The following is a 17132-nucleotide window of genomic DNA, read 5'->3' as shown; positions in this document are numbered from 1 at the left end:
TATCGGTCAGCGCAGATTTCGAATCTTGGAGCTCGCCTGTGCTATAATTAGCTTTAGTGATAAAGACAAAGGAAGACCCTTTTTTCGTTTTTATAGAAGTATTGGGGAGGGTTCCTTTTAGCGGAGAATATCTAGCTTGAAAATCAAGCTTATTTTTCTTTGAAAAAAATAATTGATTAGCATAAAAAAGGAGCTTTGTAATGATCGAACTTAAGAAGGGCGTGCGGCTGCACGTTATTGCGACAAAGAAATACAAAACAATTCAAATCTACGGGCGCTTTACCACCCGTTTAACCAAAGAAATCATGACTAAACGAGCCCTTTTGGCGAACTTATTGGAGACCAATTCTTTGCGCTATCCAGATCAAACCAAATTGAGCGGACAATTAGCCGAGCTTTACGGTGCCAGTTTCGGGTTGAATGTTGGACGCAAAGGGAATCTGCATTGGTTAGACATTGGTTTAGGCATTGTCAATGGAAAATACGTTGATGATCCAAAGCTGTTACCCGCTGCAATGGATTTTTTGAAGGAGATTCTATTTTACCCTAATATCCAGGATGGAAAATTCGATGAACAAACGTTTCAGCTGGAAAAAGAAAATTTGCAAAGCTATATCGAGACATTGCAGGAAGACAAGCAGACAATGGCTTCCTTAAAGATCAAAGAGACCTATTTTACGGATGAGGCGCAAAAATTACCAAGCTTTGGTACAGTAGATGATTTAGAGCGTGAGACAAACGAAGGTCTTGCGGCATATTATCAGGAGATGATTACACAAGATCAAGTAGATTTATTTGTGATTGGTGATGTAGAGGAAGCGGAAATGGCCGAGCTGTTCAAAGAGCTGCCTTTTGCCGAGCGAAAAGAAAGCTTCCCGGCTATTTATTATTATCAAGCCAGTGATAATGTGATTCGCGAACAGCAAGTTCAAGAAACGGTGACACAAGGAAAACTGAATCTAGCTTATTCAACCGATGTTTATTACGAAGATACTGACCGTTTTGCACTGCTGGTCTTTAATGGCTTGTTCGGCGGGTTTCCTCATTCAAAATTGTTTATGAATGTCAGAGAAAAGGCAAGCTTAGCTTATTATGCCTCAAGCTCTTTTGATACATTCCGCGGTTATTTGCAGGTGCAAACCGGAATTAATAGCGACAACCGTCAGAAAGTTTTACGTTTGATTGAGGAACAGCTACTCGAATTACAAGCTGGTAATTTCACTGATTTGGCTTTCCAGCAAACGAAAGCGATGTTAAAAAATCATTACTTACTAGGCTTAGACAGTATGCAAAATGCGATCGAGACGACTTACTTGGCGCAGTGGCTGCCGCAAAGTAAACTAACAGACGAAGAATGGCTGAGACGTTTAGATGCTGTGACACCAAAAGATGTACAGAAAGTCGCGAAAAAAATTCGTCTGCAGGCGATCTTCTTTTTAGATGGAGGACAACAGAATGGATAAAGTAGCCTATCAAAAAATCAACGAAACCTTATACAAGGAAATTTTGCCAAATGGCTTAACGGTCTATTTGTTGCCAAAGGCTGGATATCACAAGACGTACGGCCTATTTAGCACCAATTACGGTTCGATCGACAATGAGTTTATCCCACGTGGCGGAACAGAGTACATCAAAGTTCCTGATGGGATCGCTCACTTTTTAGAACACAAGATGTTTGAAAAGGAAGATGGCGATGTGTTTCAAAAATTTGGTGAACAAGGGGCATCGGCGAACGCCTTTACCAGCTTTACTCGCACAAGCTATCTATTTTCGACGACTGATCAATTGGAATTGAATTTAGGAACTTTGCTAGATTTTGTTCAAGCTCCTTATTTTACGGAAGAGTCTGTGCAGAAAGAGCAAGGAATCATTGGGCAAGAAATTCAAATGTATCAAGATGATCCGGGGTGGCAGCAGTTTTTTGCTATTTTAAAAAATATGTATCCGAAGCATCCGCTGCATATTGATATTGCAGGAACGATTGATTCGATTGCAGAAATCACAGCTGAGGATCTATACACGTGCTACAATACGTTTTATCATCCCAGCAATATGACGCTATTTGTCGTGGGAAATCTGGAGCCGGAAGCCTTAATGACCTTCATTCGGGAAAACCAAGCGAAGAAAACTTTTGAAGCGCCAGAACCGATCCAACGTCGATTTCCGCTGGAATCACCTGATGAGATCATTAAACGCAGTGAAGAAAAAATGCCAATCACAATGCCAAAAGCAATTGTTGGAATTAAAGGTTTGGCAGAATTACCACAAGACAATAAGGAACGCCTGATCTTCAAAATTTCGATGGATCTTTTATTCCAAATGCTATTAGGGACGACTTCACAAAACTATTTACGCTTGTATAATGAGGGATTATTAGACGACAGTTTTGGCTATGAATTTTCTTTGGACCGCAGCTTTTATTTTGCGGACTTTGGTGGGGATAGCGAAAAACCGCAAACACTAGCAGACCGGTTGACGGAAATTTTACTGCATTTTGACAGCGATCCAGAAGTTAATGAGAAAAATCTGACGCTTTTGAAGAAAAAAATGTTAGGAAAATATTTCCAATCACTGAACTCATTAGAGTATGTTGCCAATCAATTTACCCAGTCATTATATGGTGAATGGACGCTGTTTGATATGCCGGAAATCATTCAAGAAATCGAATTGGCAGATGTTTTAGCTGCGGGTAAATTATTTATCAAAGAAGAAGCCTTCACACGATTTTATATGGAAAAGAATATTCCTAGTTAAAAAATATTAGTATAAAGGAGGGATAGAATGCCTTATGCGTTAGTAATGGGGGCGAGCGGGGATATTGGTCAAGCTGTTTGCGAAAAACTAGCGGGGCAAGGCTGGTCCCTCTACTGCCACTATAATCAGCAAAAAGAAAAAGTTTTAAATTTCGTTTCAGACTTACAGAAACGTTATCCTCAGCAAGATTTTTTTATGGTATCCTTAGACATGTTGAAGGAAACAGAAGTTTCAGGCTTTCTTGAACAACTGTTTCAAGTGGATGGCATTGTTTTTGCCTCGGGCTTTACTTTTTACGAGTTGCTGCCAGAGACAAAAGCGGATCAAATGGAGGCTTTATGGCAAGTTCATTTGAAGACACCGCTACTTTTATTACAGAGTTTGCAGGGGAAATTGGCAAAAAATGGAAATGGGCGCGTCGTATTTATCGGATCGGTCTATGGACATCGTGGAAGCAGCATGGAGACTGTCTACAGTGCTGTAAAGGGTGCGCAAGAAGCATTTGCAAAAGCCTACGCCAAAGAGGTCGCAACTTTAGGAATCACTGTCAATGTCGTAGCACCAGGTGCTGTCCAAACGAAAATGAATGACAATTGGGAGCCGCAAGAGCTGACAGAGTTGATGTCGGAAATTCCTTTAGGACGATTGGCTGACCCAAAAGAAGTCGCCGCAGCCTGCAAGTACTTATTTTCAAAAGAAGCTAGCTATACTACGGGCATTGTATTGCCTGTCGCTGGTGGCTGGATGGAATAAGAACCAGGATAACAATTTTACTTAGCTAATTAGATAGGCTAAAAAATGGTATACGTGATAAAAAACTAAGATTATTTTCTTAATAAGATAATCTCACTAATATGAATTAGGAGTAGAGAACCAAGTGGCTAGTATTAATATTGGAGAAACACTACGCAAAGCCCGGATCGATAAAAAAATCAGTTTAGATGAGCTGCAGCAGCGCACGAAAATCCAAAAACGTTATTTGCTGGCAATTGAAGAAAATGACTTCCATGAATTGCCTAGTGATTATTATTTGCGGACATTTATTCGACAATACGCTGATGAGGTAAAGCTGGACGGCGATCATTTAATTGATGTGCTGGATGGTAAGGACCGTCCGCTGCCGAGTTATCCCGAATTAGAAACGGTTGATGGTCTGAGAAAAAATAAGCATGTCGAAAGTCCGACGCGAGCTCGTTTCAAAGCGACTTTGCCGATGATTCTTTTAGGACTGGTGGCATTAGCAATTATTTCGGTGGTCGGTTATATGACTTGGCTGGACCATCAAGAAACTGCAATTATTCCAGAAAATAGTTCTGTTCAAGTTGAACGCTCAGATGTTTCATCATCCGTGGCGGAAAAAGTTTCATCTTCACAACCGAAACCGGTAGAATCCTCGAAGGAGCCAGAAAAACCAAAAATGGCCTTTGCGATGGAAAACAATACGACCAACGCGGCGACAATGAAAGTGGAGCATGCGGAGAAACCGTTGAAAATCAGTTTTACCGGAACAGAACGAGTATGGGTCGGTGTTCAAGTCAATGGTGCATTGACGTATCAGAAGACCTTGGAGAAAGGTGAATCTGAAACGACTGAGCTGCCTGCTGATACGGCTCAAGCAGTCATCACTGTTGGTATGGCAAAATATGCGGAAGTAAAAATCAACGATCAGGCCCTCGATTTCCAACCAGGGGATTCGTTGTTACAAAAGAATATTACATTGAATATCGCCTACGCATCTTAGGGCCGTGTTTAAAATGAACTAGGAGGAATTCATAATGAATTTACCAAATAAATTGACCGTCATTCGGATTTTCATGATCCCAATCTTTATGATCGTCGTCTTAGCTCCGTGGGATTGGGGCACATTGCAGATTGGTAATACTGATTTAGCAGTGACTCAACTGGTGGGTGCGATTATTTTCGCGATAGCCAGCTATACTGATCACCTTGATGGGAAAATTGCTCGTCGTGATGGCTTGGTCACTAACTTCGGGAAATTTGCGGATCCTTTGGCAGATAAGATGCTGGTGATGACGGCGTTTATTATTTTAGTCGAACAAGGAAAAGCACCTTCTTGGGTAATTGCTATTATTGTTTGCCGCGAGTTGGCAGTAACAGGGTTACGTTTACTGATCGTTGAACAAGGCGGCGGAGTTATGGCAGCTGCGATGCCAGGAAAAATCAAGACTGCGACACAAATGGTCGGAATCGTGTTGCTTTACTTAAACAATGTACCATTTAACTTTATTGGCATCCCAATGGATCAAATTATGTTGTATATCTGCTTATTCTTTACTGTTTATTCAGGTTACGACTACTTTGCTAAAAACACAGCGATCTTTAAAGGCTCCATGTAAAAAATCAAAATTACGGTCAGTAGGATAGGAAAATCTATCTTACTGGTCGTTTTTTCTGTTTTTTCTGTTGTGCTTTCTGTTATAGTGGAGAAAAATTGCGTATCTTAGAAAGAAGAGGAATAAATGAAAGCAGAAATCATTGCCGTGGGCACAGAGCTCTTATTAGGACAAGTCGTGAATACTAACGCGACATTCTTATCAGAAAAATTAGCGGATATGGGAATTGAGGTTTATTTTCACACAGTTGTAGGAGATAACCCGCAACGTTTAGAGGAGCTGCTGCAATTAGCAGATACACGTAGCGAATTGATTATCTTATGCGGCGGCTTAGGACCAACGGATGACGATTTAACGAAGAATGTTTTAGCAGATCATGTAGGCGTACCGCTAGTACAAAATCAAGAAGGTTTAGAAGCTCTTAACAGCTTTTTTATCCAACGTCAAAGCACGATGACGCCAAATAACTTACGTCAGATTGAAACATTGCAGGATGGGATTCCGTTACCGAACCGTACGGGTTTAGCTATTGGCTGTTTATACAAAGGCGAGAAAAACAATTATATTTTATTGCCAGGCCCACCGAGCGAATTAAAGCCAATGTTCTTGGAACAAGCGCGTCCATTGTTAGAAAAAGAATTTCCGACAACGGAAAAACTTACTTCTCGAGTACTACGTTTCTTCGGAATCGGAGAATCGAAATTAGTGACCGACCTAGCAGAGATGATCGAACACCAATCAAATCCTACAATTGCACCTTATGCAAAGCCAAACGAGGTAACGTTGCGAATCACCGCGAAAACAGAGGATGAGATCTCAGCGAATGCTTTATTAAATCAAACAGAAGCGGAGATCATGGCGAAAGTTGGCGAGTTCTTTTATGGTTACGGAGAGGAGAACAGCTTAGTCGAAGTCGTGGTGGACTTGCTGAAAGAAAAACAGTTAAGTATCACAGCAGCGGAAAGTTTGACTGCGGGTGAGTTTCAAGCAACGCTAGGGACGATTCCTGGCGTTTCTGAGGTCTTTCCTGGTGGTTTTGTCACATATTCCAAGGCAACGAAAGCGAGCTTTCTAGGCATCGATCCAGCGCTGTTAGAACGTGTCGGCGTGGTGAGTGAAGAATGTGCGAAGGAAATGGCAGAAGCAGCTTTGCGTTTAGCAGACACAGATTTTGCTCTGTCCTTTACTGGAGTGGCAGGTCCTGACGAGCTAGAAGGCAAACCTAAAGGAACGGTTTATATTGCGTTGGCTCAAAAAGATGGTGAGACGCTGATCAGTGAAAATCATTTTACTCGGGATCGTTCGTATGTCCGTCATAGCTCCGTCATGAAGGGCTTAGACATGGTGCGTCGCGCAATTCTAAACAAAAGTTAAAAAAGCGAATGTTTGTTCGTTTTTTGCTTGCTTTTTTGATTTCAAACCGATAAACTAGGGATATTGAAAAAGCAATAATGATGTGAAAAGCATATTGATTATAAGAAATAGGGAGGATCAGCTATTGGCAAATGATCGCAAGGCAGCCTTAGATGCTGCAATGAAGAAGATTGAAAAGAATTATGGTAAAGGCTCGATCATGAAATTAGGGGAAAAGGTCGATCAACAAATCTCAACGATTCCAAGTGGCTCTTTGGCATTGGATGTTGCGCTAGGTGTTGGCGGATACCCTCGTGGACGGATCATCGAAGTATATGGACCAGAAAGTTCTGGTAAAACAACGGTCGCATTGCATGCAATCGCAGAAGTCCAAAAGCATGGCGGCACGGCAGCCTTTATTGATGCCGAGCACGCATTGGATCCTCAATACGCACAACGTTTAGGTGTAAATATTGATGAGTTGCTGCTATCACAACCAGATACTGGTGAACAAGGCCTAGAAATTGCGGATGCTTTAGTTTCAAGTGGTGCGGTTGATATTATCGTTATCGACTCTGTGGCAGCCTTAGTTCCACGTGCCGAAATCGATGGCGAGATGGGTGATGCACACGTTGGTTTGCAAGCTCGTTTGATGTCACAAGCTTTGCGTAAACTCTCAGGTTCTATCAATAAAACGAAGACGATCGCTGTCTTCATCAACCAAATTCGTGAAAAAGTCGGTGTTATGTTTGGTAATCCAGAAGTAACACCAGGCGGACGAGCTTTGAAGTTCTACGCAACGGTTCGTTTGGAAGTTCGTCGTGCTGAGCAATTGAAAAACGGTACAGACATCATAGGTAACCGCACGAAGATCAAAGTCGTGAAAAATAAAGTTGCTCCACCATTTAAAGTGGCTGAAGTGGACATTATGTATGGTCTAGGTATTTCACAAGAGGGTGAATTGCTAGATATGGCAGTGGAAAAAGACATCGTTGATAAGAGCGGTGCTTGGTATGGCTATAAAGAAGATCGGATTGGACAAGGTCGCGAAAATGCTAAGAAATATCTGGCCGATCATCCAGAAATGATGGCTGAAGTAGCGACACGTGTACGTGCAGCTTACGGTATCGGTGAAGAAGTCGATGTGACTGAGGCTGAAGAAGCGGGTCAAGAAGAGCTACCTTTAGATGAATAAAAAACAAATCGACACTAATGATGAGGCTTGTTTGCCTAGTCATTAGTGTTTTTTTGCGGACTATTTTACAGCGAATCAAAGCGCTTTATTGTTGAGTATGGCAAAAGAGAAATAAAGTTGACACGCTATCAGACAAACATTAGAATAAAGTTGTGTGACTCTCACACATATGCAAGTAGGCATATTGATAATTTGACATTCGTTTATCAAAAAACTACAGATAGGTAAATAAGATAGTACGGAGGTGGATTTAATGTTAGTTCCTATTCTCCTCGCTATCATCGGTTTAATTGTCGGTCTTGGTTTGGGTTTCATGGTCGCAAAGTCACGCCATGAAAAAGAAATTGATGGGGCACAAAACACAGCTAAAGGAATCATTACGCATGCAAATAAAGAAGCGGAGACCTTGAAGAAAGAAGCTTTGTTGGAAGCCAAGGAAGAAAACCAGCAGTATCGCGCACAAGTTGAAAGTGAGTTGAAAGAAAGCAGACAAGAATTAAAATCGCAAGAAAATCGCTTGCTTCAAAGAGAACAGACTTTAGATCGTAAAGATGATTCTCTAGAGAAGCGTGAGCACTCACTGGAAGAAAAAGAAACAAAGATCAGTGCTAGACAGCAATTAATTGACGAGCGAGAAAAAGATGTAGAACAACTGATTAATGAACAACAAACAAAATTGGAACAGGTTGCTTCTTTAACGAAGGATGAAGCGAAAGAAGTAATTATGAAGAGAACCGAAGAGGAATTGAACCATGAGTTAACAGTTATGGTCAAGGAATCTGAACAACGTGCTAAGGAAGAAGCTGATCGCAAAGCGAAGAATCTTTTAGCGATGGCGATTCAACGTTGTGGTGCTGACGCGGTTTCTGAAACGACTGTTTCGGTGGTTACATTGCCAAATGATGAGATGAAAGGTCGCATTATTGGACGTGAAGGCCGGAATATTCGGACATTAGAAACATTGACGGGGATCGATTTAATTATTGATGATACACCAGAAGCAGTCGTTTTATCCGGCTTTGATCCAATCAGACGGGAAATTGCTCGGATGACGTTAGAGAAACTGATTCAAGATGGTCGGATTCATCCGGCGCGGATCGAAGAAATGGTTGAAAAATCTCGCAAAGAAATGGATGAACGTATTCGCGAATACGGGGAACAAGCGGCCTTTGAAGTTGGCGCTCATACCCTGCATCCAGATTTGATCAAGATTTTAGGTCGTTTGCATTTCCGTACCAGCTATGGTCAAAACGTGTTGAATCACTCAATTGAAGTAGCCAAACTAACCGGTGTATTAGCCGCAGAGCTTGGTGAAAATGTTCAATTAGCGCAACGCGCAGGATTGCTTCATGATATTGGTAAAGCACTAGACCACGAGATTGAAGGGTCTCACGTTGAAATCGGGGCTGAATTAGCCGCGAAATATCGTGAAAATCCAGTCGTGATTAATGCAATTGCCTCTCACCACGGAGACACAGAAGCAACTTCAGTGATCTCTGTCTTAGTAGCCGCTGCCGATGCAGTGTCAGCTGCTCGACCAGGGGCACGGAGCGAGTCATTAGAAAACTATATCCGTCGTTTAGAAAACTTAGAAAACATTTCAAATAGTTTTGATGGTGTTGATTCTAGCTTCGCAGTTCAAGCCGGACGTGAAGTTCGCGTCATGGTCAAACCAGAAGAAATTTCTGATTTGGATTCTGTTCGTTTAGTTCGCGATATCCGTCGCAGAATTGAAGACGAGTTGGATTACCCGGGGCATATTAAAGTAGTAGTTATTCGTGAGACACGAGCAACCGACTATGCAAAATAGTCAACAGACTTAGTAACCAAATAAGAGTTCAATCGCCTATGGGAAAGATTGAGCTCTTATTTCTTTTTCGTTCTAGACGTTTCAGCTTGGGATAGCTCAGTGTTTGATAACCAAGCAAAAAAATCTCTATTAATAGCCATAACGAATGTATGATAAGGTAAGTAGCTGCTTTAATTTCTTTGCTTGCGTAGTGGATAAGGAAATAGCCTTTTTGTTTAAGATGTTGGAAATCTCTACATTCATTTGACTCAGAATAAATGGAACAGGGCGTTCTTCTTTTCTTAATTCATTTTGATAGTTAGCTAATGCTTTTTGTAGTGCTTGACTATTTTGATCTGTGTCTAATTCTCTTAGGATTTCTGTAATGAGTGCGAGAGCTTGATCGCTGCGTTCTTTTCCACCTGAGAACCAGTTTAGTTTTGACATCATGTTTCACTCCTTAATTATTTACTCAAGGAGGAGACTGTAGATTACTCTTTGGTCTGCTGGCTTTGCCTAAATTCTTGAGTAAGGATATAATCACAAGATACGCTAACTCCTCATTATTTGCCACTGTTAGCCTATTCAATATTTTAGGAGAAAGCTTCAACTCAAATATCTTGAACGTCAGAAAATTATTCTAAAATAAAAAGTACTGTCATTATGCTAATAAATAGCCGCTGTATTAGTGTGATGTTGCTTATAGCAGCAAAGAAACAAGGGCTTTTAGAAAAAATAGCCACTGCTATTTAAAAGGATAGCTTCAAAGCAAGAATTCATTTAAAATAGAGTACAAGAAAAGAAAGAATGGGAGTAAAAGGATGACGACAATCAGTCGCTGGTTCAAACGGCATGCTACATTATTAAAAATCATCTTCTTTGGGATTGTTTTATTTTTCGTGGCGAATCAAGTGAAAAATATCGCTCATGGAATGAGTTGGCAAACCGTTTGGCAAACGATCAAGCAACAGGATCAAGTAGCATTATTAAGTATGTTTGGGATCGGCCTTTGTGGTGTTCTGCCCATGCTTTTATATGATCACGTAGCAATCATGACACTCGAAGCGACGGGACGTCCGCGAATGAACTTTAAAGAATGGCTAGTTTCTGCCTGGACCACTAATACAATCAATAATTTGGCCGGATTCGGCGGTGTGGTCGGAGTGAGTCTGCGCTCTAGTTTTTACGGTAAGGGGATGGAGAAGAAAAAAGTACTGGCTGTGATCTCCAAGATTGCTATTTTCATGCTAGCAGGGCTTTCCATCATGGCCTTCATTACGTCTTTAGATTTGATTATTTTTCGAACACAAAATCCCTTTGTGCGTTATCGTTTTTGGTTATTAGCAGGTGGTGCTTTTGCGCCGCTTTTATTCATTTTTGTTTATAGTCGACGCCGTACGATTTTTAAAGAGTTTCAGCTGAAACAAATTTTTGAATTGTATCTAGCATCATTGGGCCAATGGTTAGGTGCGCTGATAGTCTTCTTATCGGTTGGCTATTTGATGGGTGTGAAATTGAATATCGGTGATATTTATCCAATGTTTGTGATTGCGACTGGTCTAGGGATGCTGACGATGGTGCCAGGTGGCGCAGGAACATTTGATGTGATGATGATTTTGGGTTTGGGGCATCTCGGGTTGAATCAAAGTACAGCGGTCGTTTGGATCTTATTTTATCGAATATTTTATTACCTAGTTCCTTTTATAACGGGTATCATAATTTTTTTGACTAATACCAGTGTCAAAATGAATCGTTATTTTGATAATCTGCCACGTGTGCTTTCACAAAAATTTGCTCATGTCATTATGGTCAGTGCCGTTTATTTTGCTGGGATTATGATGATTCTATTATCTACATTAACAAACTTATCTAATATCAGCCGCCTATTTCAAGTGCTACTGCCGTTCTCCTTTGATTTTCTGGATCAGACACTGAACTTATTGATTGGTTTCTTGCTTCTGGGATTTGCTAGAGGAATCTCGCAAAAAGTAAAGCGGGCATTTTGGCCAACAATCTTATTATTGATCTTTGGGATTATTAATACGGTAGCGCGGACAGCATCTGTTCGTTTGATTGTTGTTTATCTGGTGATTTTATTGATCGTCTGGATGTCTCGACGGGAATTTTACCGAGAACGGTTTGTGTATTCTTGGGGGGCGTTGGTTTTTGATGGGATTCTATTCGGATTATTGTTTATCTTTTATGCGGTAGCAGGCTATCACAGTGGTCAGATCTGGAGTACGGAACGGTTATCGGCGAAATATTTCGCCTTCCCGTCAGAAGAAATTTGGTTCTCCGGTTTAGTCGGATTGATTTTATCAATTTTATGTTTAGCGATCCTCTATCAATATTTAACGCAAAGTGAGACAAAACTGAGAGCTGCTTGGGATGAGAAACGCTTCAACTATTTAATCAATCGCTATGGCGGCACGCCTGCTAGTCATTATTTACGTGTATCGGGCTATCAGTATTTTTATTATCAAGAAAACGGCAACGATCAAATCGTTTTTGGTTTTCAGACGCGAGCAAATAAGTGTTTTGTTCTGGGCGATCCTGTGGGCAATCCTGAAAAATGGCAGGCGGCTACTTTTGCCTTTATGGAACATGCAGATAAGTTGGGCTATCAGCTGGCCTTTTATAAAATATCAGAAGAGTATGTTCTACTCCTACATGATTTAGGCTTTCATTTTGATAAGATCGGTGAGACGGGGGTTACGGATTTCACTCGTCATAAACATGATGTTTTTTCTGATCGCTTTGAATTTAAACGCTTGACAAACGAGGGGTATCAATTTATTTATTTTGAAAATCTGCCAGAGGAAGTTTTTGAGGAGCTAGAGGAAATTTCAGATGAATGGTTGAATGGTGAAAAGGAAAAATGTTTCTCAGTAGGCCGCTTCGATCGTGGGTACATTGAAACAAGTAATGTCGGAATTGCACGTGATCCGCAAAATCGGATTGTCGGATTTATCACTGAACAGCCAATCAATAAGGAGAAGGCGTCCTTTGATCTTTTACGTTTCCGAAACGATGTACCGAATGAGCTGCCGACTTTTCTAAAGCTGCATTTGATGGATGAGTTGAAACGACAAGGATATTGTGAAGTATATCAAGGCATGGCGCCTTTAGCCAAAGTTGGCGAGACTTCTTTTGCTTTTTTAGGAGAGCGGATCATGAATTTGATCTATAAATATGGTCATTCGATTTATGCTTTTCAACAAGTTACAGAGGAAAAAACGGTTTATGTGGATCGATGGCGACCAAGATATTTCGCTTATATGAAGGATAGCAGCTTTTTATTCTCAGCCTTACAATTACTTTATTTAATTGGTCGAGGAAAGAACAAAGGTGTCACGATTTCAGAAGAAATGATCGAAGTATAAAAAGACGAGCCCGTTACGGCTCGTCTTTTTCATTCATGCGTACTTCAATCAATCGTGATAGATGTACCTTTTTTTTCTTCGTAATCCGTTCGGGGGAGTATCAACGTGAGCACACCATTTTCAAATTTTGCGCTAATTTTTTCTTCATCAATGCTTTTCACTACAAATTGACGGTGGTATGCACTGCTAGAGCGTTCTCGGCGGACAAAACGACCATCATCTTTAACTTCATTTTCGCTCGTGTGTTCGGCATCAATCGAAAGTATCTCATTAGTATAGTTCACGGAAATTTCTGATTTTTCAAATCCTGGCAGATCCGCTTTGACTTCATAGTGATCATCCATATCGCGAATATCGACACTCATTTTTCGGTCATCCCAAAACGTGTTCATCAGCTTGCCTACTAATTCTTCTCCATCTAACCAATTGTTTTTCGGCAGTAGGTTCATATAGTATCCCTCCTATTTTTATATTATCCTAGCATGCAACATTACTCTTTCTTTCATGGTAAAGCCTCAGGTGGAATTATTCAACTAATTTAGGGCGCCTATGCTAGAATGAATTATCTATACATTTATTATGGGCTATGATAGAATCGTCTAGTGAAAAATTTGAACGGGTGAGAAAATGGAAATTATGGAGAAAGCCCCAGCGAAAATCAATTTGGGCCTCGATATTTTAGGCAAACGACCAGATGGCTTGCATGAATTGGCGATGGTCATGGCCAGCATCGACCTAGCAGATCGTTTGTATTTGGAAGAAATTCCGGAAAACAAAATCATCATTGAGACCAATAAGGCTTTTTTACCCACCGATAAAAAGAATCATGTTTATGAAGCGCTAGAACTGGTTAAGGAGCGCTTTGAGATAAAACAGGGCTTACGGGTCAAAATTCATAAAGAAATTCCTGTAGCGGCCGGTTTAGGCGGCGGCTCAACGGATTCAGCGGCGGCTTTACGAGCGGTAAACCGTTTATGGAATTTGGGATTATCAGTTAAGGAATTGGCTAGCTTAGGTGCTGAGGTTGGTTCAGATGTTCCCTATTGTGTATATGGACAAACCTCGTTAGTCGAAGGCTTTGGTGAGAAAGTGACCCCGATTGCTCCAATGCCGCAGTGTTGGGTAGTGGTGGTTAAGCCGCGGATGAGTGTATCGACACGCACGATTTTTGCTAAGATTGTAATGGAGGATTTATATCATCCGGATATTCAAGCGCTGGTCTCAGCTATTGAAGAAAATGATTACCAGAAGATGACCCAAAACTTAGGGAATTCGATGGAAGTCGTAACAATTAAAAAGCATCCGATCATCCAGCAGCTAAAAGATCGTATGCTGAAATATGGCGCAGATGCTGCGATGATGAGCGGCAGTGGTCCTACGGTGTATGCGCTGTGTCATAAGTATTCCCGCGCGAAGCATGTGTTCAATGCGCTGAAAGGTTTTTGTGATGAAGTATATCTAGTGCGGACATTAAAGTAAAAAATCTGCGACTAAAGCATTTTTCCAACTTTTGGAAAGATGCTTTTTTCATTTTTACAGTTTTGAAACAAAGTGGCTTTTAAACAAAAAAAGTAGACGGCTATCTTCTATGATGTGTTAGATAAAGTTTCATTTAATGGATAAAATAACGTTCGGAGAAAAGAAAAACGAATACAGGTTTGATCCTTCATATGAATGAAATATCATTTATATTACGGTTTATCAGCCTTATTCGTATTCAAATCGTAATTTTTACGTTTTGTGTTGACGGATAGAAAAACATCTGTTAAATTAATCTTTGTCTTAAAACGAGAAGAGAAGGTGTTTAGATAGATGAAGATGCAAAAAGGACTACTTTTACTAGGAACTGTGGTACTATCTGTTTTGCTGACTGCTTGCGGTGGACAAGAGAAAAAAGAGGCCTCATCCAATGAAAAAATTCAGGTGATGACGACGTTTTACCCAATGTACGAATTCACCAAACAGGTGGTAGGAGATAAAGGCGATGTAGAATTGCTGATTCCTGCAGGTACCGAACCCCATGATTTTGAACCATCAGCCAAAGATTTGGCAAAAATTTCAGATTCTGATGTCTTTGTCTATAATAGTCCAGAGCTAGAAACGTGGACAGATAATTTGACGGATACGATTGATACGAAACAAACGAAAATCATTCAAGCTTCTAAAGATATCAAATTGATGGAAGGCACAGAGCATGACCACGAAGAAGCACACGATCATGACACTCAGGAACATGAAGAACACGGACATTCACATGAATTAGATCCCCATGTTTGGTTGGATCCTGCTTTGGCAATCAAGGAAGTCGAAACAATCCGTAATCAGCTAAGTAAAAAATATCCAGATGACAAAGCAGCATTTGAAAAAAATGCGGCAAGCTATATTGATGAATTAAAGAAATTAGATGAAGAGTTTCAAACAGCATTTAAGGACGCGAAGAATAAAACCTTTGTGACGCAGCATGCGGCATTTGGCTATTTAGCTAACCAGTATGGGTTAACCCAAGAAGCGATTGCCGGCATTTCCCCCGATCAAGAACCGTCACCAAGTCGTCTGAGCGAGTTGAAACATTATGTGGATGACAACCAAGTGAAGGTTATTTATTTTGAAGAGAATGCTTCTTCAAAAGTTGCCGAGACTTTGTCTAAAGAAACTGGCGTGAAATTGGAAGTCTTGAATCCATTAGAGAGTTTGACAGATAAGCAAATCAAAGATGGTGAAGACTATCTTTCTGTTATGCGAGAGAATTTGGCCGCATTGAAGGAAAGTGTTCATTAGTAAAAGGAGCGAAAAGAATGTCGTATATCGAGGTAGAAGACCTCTCATTCTATTATGACAACGAACCTGTATTAGAAAATGTGTCCTATCATGTGAACCCTGGCGAATTTGTCATTTTAACGGGAGAAAATGGTGCCGCAAAATCGACATTGATCAAAGCGACATTAGGGCTATTAAAGCCGAGTAGCGGAAAAGTTATGATTGCAAAGAAGAATGCCGAAGGGAAAAAATTGAGCATTGGCTATATTCCACAACAAGTAGCATCGTTCAATGCCGGTTTTCCTAGTACCGTTTTAGAATTGGTGGAATCTGGCCGCTATCCACAAGGAAAATGGTTCAAAAAGTTATCTGAACGCGACCATGAACATGTACAAAAGGCGTTGGAGTCAGTAGATATGTGGAATATGCGTCACAAGAAGGTAGGAGAATTATCTGGTGGGCAAAAACAGCGAATCAGTTTGGCACGGTTATTTGCTAAAGATCCGGATTTATTTATTCTAGATGAGCCGACAACGGGAATGGATGAAAAATCCCGCAATGATTTTTATAATTTACTGCGCCACAGTGCTCATGTGCACGGTAAAAGTATCTTAATGATTACCCACGATCATGAGGACACCAAAAAATATATTGATCGCCACATTCGATTGGTGCGAAAGGAGAATTCAAAATGGCGTTGCTTTCATATGAATTCATGAGACGTGCCTTCCTGGCAGCGATTTTTATCGCCGGAATCGCTCCAATGCTGGGAGTCTTTCTAGTGATTCGACGACAGTCGTTAATGGCGGATACTCTATCCCACGTTTCGCTGGCAGGAGTAGCATTAGGCTTCTTCTTGAATTTGAATCCGACGGGAACAACGTTGTTAGTAGTGGTTGTTGCCGCAATCATCATGGAATATTTACAGAATATGTATAGCTCTTATTCGGAAATTTCCATTGCGATCTTAATGGCAGCCGGCCTAGCCATCGCATTGGTATTAATGAGTCTGGCTCCGGGAAGCTCGGCAGTCAGCATCCAATCGTATCTATTTGGTTCGATCGTGACGATTACTTGGCAACAGGTTATCTTTTTAGGAATTCTCTTTGTTTTAGTCGGTATTTTATTCCTGCTATTCAAGCGACCTATGTATGTATTGACCTTTGATGAAGATATCGCGGCTGTTGATGGTCTGCCTGTTCGTATGATGTCGATGATTTTCAATGTTGTGACGGGAGTAGCTATTGCAATTATGATTCCAATCGCAGGAGCCTTGTTAATCTCAGCTATCATGGTATTGCCAGCGGCAATCGGTATGCGGGTAGGAAAAAGTTTTAACATTGTGATCTTCGTCAGCGTGCTTGTTGGCTTTATTGGAATGATTGGTGGTCTGACTGGTTCATATTATTTAGATACACCGCCGGGTGCGACGATCACACTTGGTTTTATCTTATTGTTTTTAGTAATCAATGGAATCCGTCAGTTGCGGATCTTGGTTCAACGAAAACAGATGCAAAATTAGAGGAAAGCGAAAGCTTTTCCTCTTT

General features: G+C 40.8%; 15 protein-coding genes. 13 read left to right on the top strand and 2 right to left on the bottom strand.

Going from position 1 to position 17132, the window contains the following annotated elements; translation table 11 throughout:
• Window positions 1-200: 200 nt before the first annotated feature.
• From yfmF to rny, 8 genes are all read left to right on the top strand, one after another.
• Window positions 201-1463: an EF-P 5-aminopentanol modification-associated protein YfmF gene (yfmF, locus tag IGI52_RS13405; protein ID WP_311871669.1), complete on the top strand. Its 1263-nt coding sequence runs from the start codon at window positions 201-203 to the stop codon at window positions 1461-1463.
• The gene (gene yfmH, locus IGI52_RS13400) at window positions 1456-2754 is read left to right on the top strand and encodes an EF-P 5-aminopentanol modification-associated protein YfmH (protein WP_311871668.1); all 1299 of its coding nucleotides are present in this window, start codon (window positions 1456-1458) and stop codon (window positions 2752-2754) included. Before yfmF ends, yfmH begins: the two co-directional genes overlap by 8 nt.
• Window positions 2755-2781: 27 nt before the next feature.
• Entirely contained in the window at window positions 2782-3507 is a 726-nt protein-coding gene (ymfI, locus tag IGI52_RS13395; RefSeq protein WP_311871667.1) for an elongation factor P 5-aminopentanone reductase, read from the top strand.
• A gap of 124 nt (window positions 3508-3631) precedes the next feature.
• A complete protein-coding gene (locus IGI52_RS13390) occupies window positions 3632-4495 on the top strand; it encodes a RodZ domain-containing protein (RefSeq protein ID WP_216406205.1) in 864 nt (287 codons plus the stop codon).
• A 34-nt stretch (window positions 4496-4529) separates the two neighbouring features.
• Window positions 4530-5111, top strand: coding sequence for a CDP-diacylglycerol--glycerol-3-phosphate 3-phosphatidyltransferase (gene pgsA, locus IGI52_RS13385; protein ID WP_216406203.1), 582 nt, complete (start codon window positions 4530-4532; stop codon window positions 5109-5111).
• 123 nt (window positions 5112-5234) lie between these two features.
• Window positions 5235-6482: a competence/damage-inducible protein A gene (locus IGI52_RS13380; RefSeq protein ID WP_311871666.1), complete on the top strand. Its 1248-nt coding sequence runs from the start codon at window positions 5235-5237 to the stop codon at window positions 6480-6482.
• Window positions 6483-6606: 124 nt separating this feature from the next.
• Window positions 6607-7656, top strand: a complete 1050-nt coding sequence (recA, locus tag IGI52_RS13375) for a recombinase RecA (protein ID WP_216406199.1) — start codon at window positions 6607-6609, stop codon at window positions 7654-7656.
• Window positions 7657-7909: 253 nt separating this feature from the next.
• The gene (rny, locus tag IGI52_RS13370; protein WP_311871663.1) at window positions 7910-9466 is read left to right on the top strand and encodes a ribonuclease Y; all 1557 of its coding nucleotides are present in this window, start codon (window positions 7910-7912) and stop codon (window positions 9464-9466) included.
• Between the two features lie 129 nt (window positions 9467-9595).
• Here the strand turns inward: rny and IGI52_RS13365 are convergent, their stop codons facing one another.
• A complete protein-coding gene (locus IGI52_RS13365) occupies window positions 9596-9895 on the bottom strand; it encodes a bacteriocin immunity protein (protein WP_311871662.1) in 300 nt (99 codons plus the stop codon).
• Between the two features lie 371 nt (window positions 9896-10266).
• Between IGI52_RS13365 and mprF the strand changes: the two genes are divergently transcribed.
• Window positions 10267-12828 carry a bifunctional lysylphosphatidylglycerol flippase/synthetase MprF gene (mprF, locus tag IGI52_RS13360; RefSeq protein ID WP_438781570.1) on the top strand — a complete coding sequence of 854 codons (2562 nt, stop codon included), beginning with the start codon at window positions 10267-10269 and terminating at the stop codon, window positions 12826-12828.
• Between the two features lie 44 nt (window positions 12829-12872).
• On the opposite strand, the gene IGI52_RS13355 is transcribed toward mprF, so the two are convergent.
• Entirely contained in the window at window positions 12873-13277 is a 405-nt protein-coding gene (locus IGI52_RS13355; RefSeq protein ID WP_016179439.1) for an Hsp20/alpha crystallin family protein, read from the bottom strand.
• A gap of 178 nt (window positions 13278-13455) precedes the next feature.
• Here IGI52_RS13355 and ispE point away from each other — a divergent pair, with 178 nt between their 5' ends.
• The 4 genes from ispE to IGI52_RS13335 all read left to right on the top strand — a co-directional run bounded on the left by ispE (window position 13456) and on the right by IGI52_RS13335 (window position 17107).
• On the top strand, window positions 13456-14307 hold the full coding sequence (gene ispE, locus IGI52_RS13350; RefSeq protein ID WP_218109305.1) for a 4-(cytidine 5'-diphospho)-2-C-methyl-D-erythritol kinase: 852 nt from the start codon (window positions 13456-13458) through the stop codon (window positions 14305-14307).
• Between the two features lie 333 nt (window positions 14308-14640).
• Window positions 14641-15606, top strand: coding sequence for a metal ABC transporter substrate-binding protein (locus tag IGI52_RS13345; protein WP_207486499.1), 966 nt, complete (start codon window positions 14641-14643; stop codon window positions 15604-15606).
• Window positions 15607-15623: 17 nt separating this feature from the next.
• Window positions 15624-16304, top strand: coding sequence for a metal ABC transporter ATP-binding protein (locus IGI52_RS13340; protein ID WP_172702532.1), 681 nt, complete (start codon window positions 15624-15626; stop codon window positions 16302-16304).
• The gene (locus IGI52_RS13335) at window positions 16277-17107 is read left to right on the top strand and encodes a metal ABC transporter permease (protein WP_016179443.1); all 831 of its coding nucleotides are present in this window, start codon (window positions 16277-16279) and stop codon (window positions 17105-17107) included. Before IGI52_RS13340 ends, IGI52_RS13335 begins: the two co-directional genes overlap by 28 nt.
• The last annotated feature ends 25 nt before the right edge of the window (window positions 17108-17132 follow it).

The organism is Enterococcus sp. DIV0187 (assembly GCF_051713785.1).
In the GTDB taxonomy this organism is placed as follows: Bacteria; Bacillota; Bacilli; order Lactobacillales; family Enterococcaceae; genus Enterococcus_A; species Enterococcus_A avium.
The sequence above is the reverse complement of the archived record's forward strand: the minus strand, read 5'-3'. Positions and strand labels throughout refer to the sequence as shown.

Bases quoted from the DNA above. Each gene is read 5' to 3' on its own strand.
- IGI52_RS13355 (WP_016179439.1), bottom strand. From the start codon at position 13,277: ATGAACCTACTGCCGAAAAACAATTGGTTAGATGGAGAAGAATTAGTA.
- rny (WP_311871663.1), top strand. From the start codon at position 7,910: ATGTTAGTTCCTATTCTCCTCGCTATCATCGGTTTAATTGTCGGTCTT.
- pgsA (WP_216406203.1), top strand. From the start codon at position 4,530: ATGAATTTACCAAATAAATTGACCGTCATTCGGATTTTCATGATCCCA.
- IGI52_RS13335 (WP_016179443.1), top strand. From the start codon at position 16,277: ATGGCGTTGCTTTCATATGAATTCATGAGACGTGCCTTCCTGGCAGCG.
- IGI52_RS13345 (WP_207486499.1), top strand. From the start codon at position 14,641: ATGAAGATGCAAAAAGGACTACTTTTACTAGGAACTGTGGTACTATCT.
- yfmF (WP_311871669.1), top strand. From the start codon at position 201: ATGATCGAACTTAAGAAGGGCGTGCGGCTGCACGTTATTGCGACAAAG.
- IGI52_RS13380 (WP_311871666.1), top strand. From the start codon at position 5,235: ATGAAAGCAGAAATCATTGCCGTGGGCACAGAGCTCTTATTAGGACAA.
- IGI52_RS13340 (WP_172702532.1), top strand. From the start codon at position 15,624: ATGTCGTATATCGAGGTAGAAGACCTCTCATTCTATTATGACAACGAA.
- IGI52_RS13365 (WP_311871662.1), bottom strand. From the start codon at position 9,895: ATGATGTCAAAACTAAACTGGTTCTCAGGTGGAAAAGAACGCAGCGAT.
- ymfI (WP_311871667.1), top strand. From the start codon at position 2,782: ATGCCTTATGCGTTAGTAATGGGGGCGAGCGGGGATATTGGTCAAGCT.
- yfmH (WP_311871668.1), top strand. From the start codon at position 1,456: ATGGATAAAGTAGCCTATCAAAAAATCAACGAAACCTTATACAAGGAA.
- ispE (WP_218109305.1), top strand. From the start codon at position 13,456: ATGGAAATTATGGAGAAAGCCCCAGCGAAAATCAATTTGGGCCTCGAT.
- mprF (WP_438781570.1), top strand. From the start codon at position 10,267: ATGACGACAATCAGTCGCTGGTTCAAACGGCATGCTACATTATTAAAA.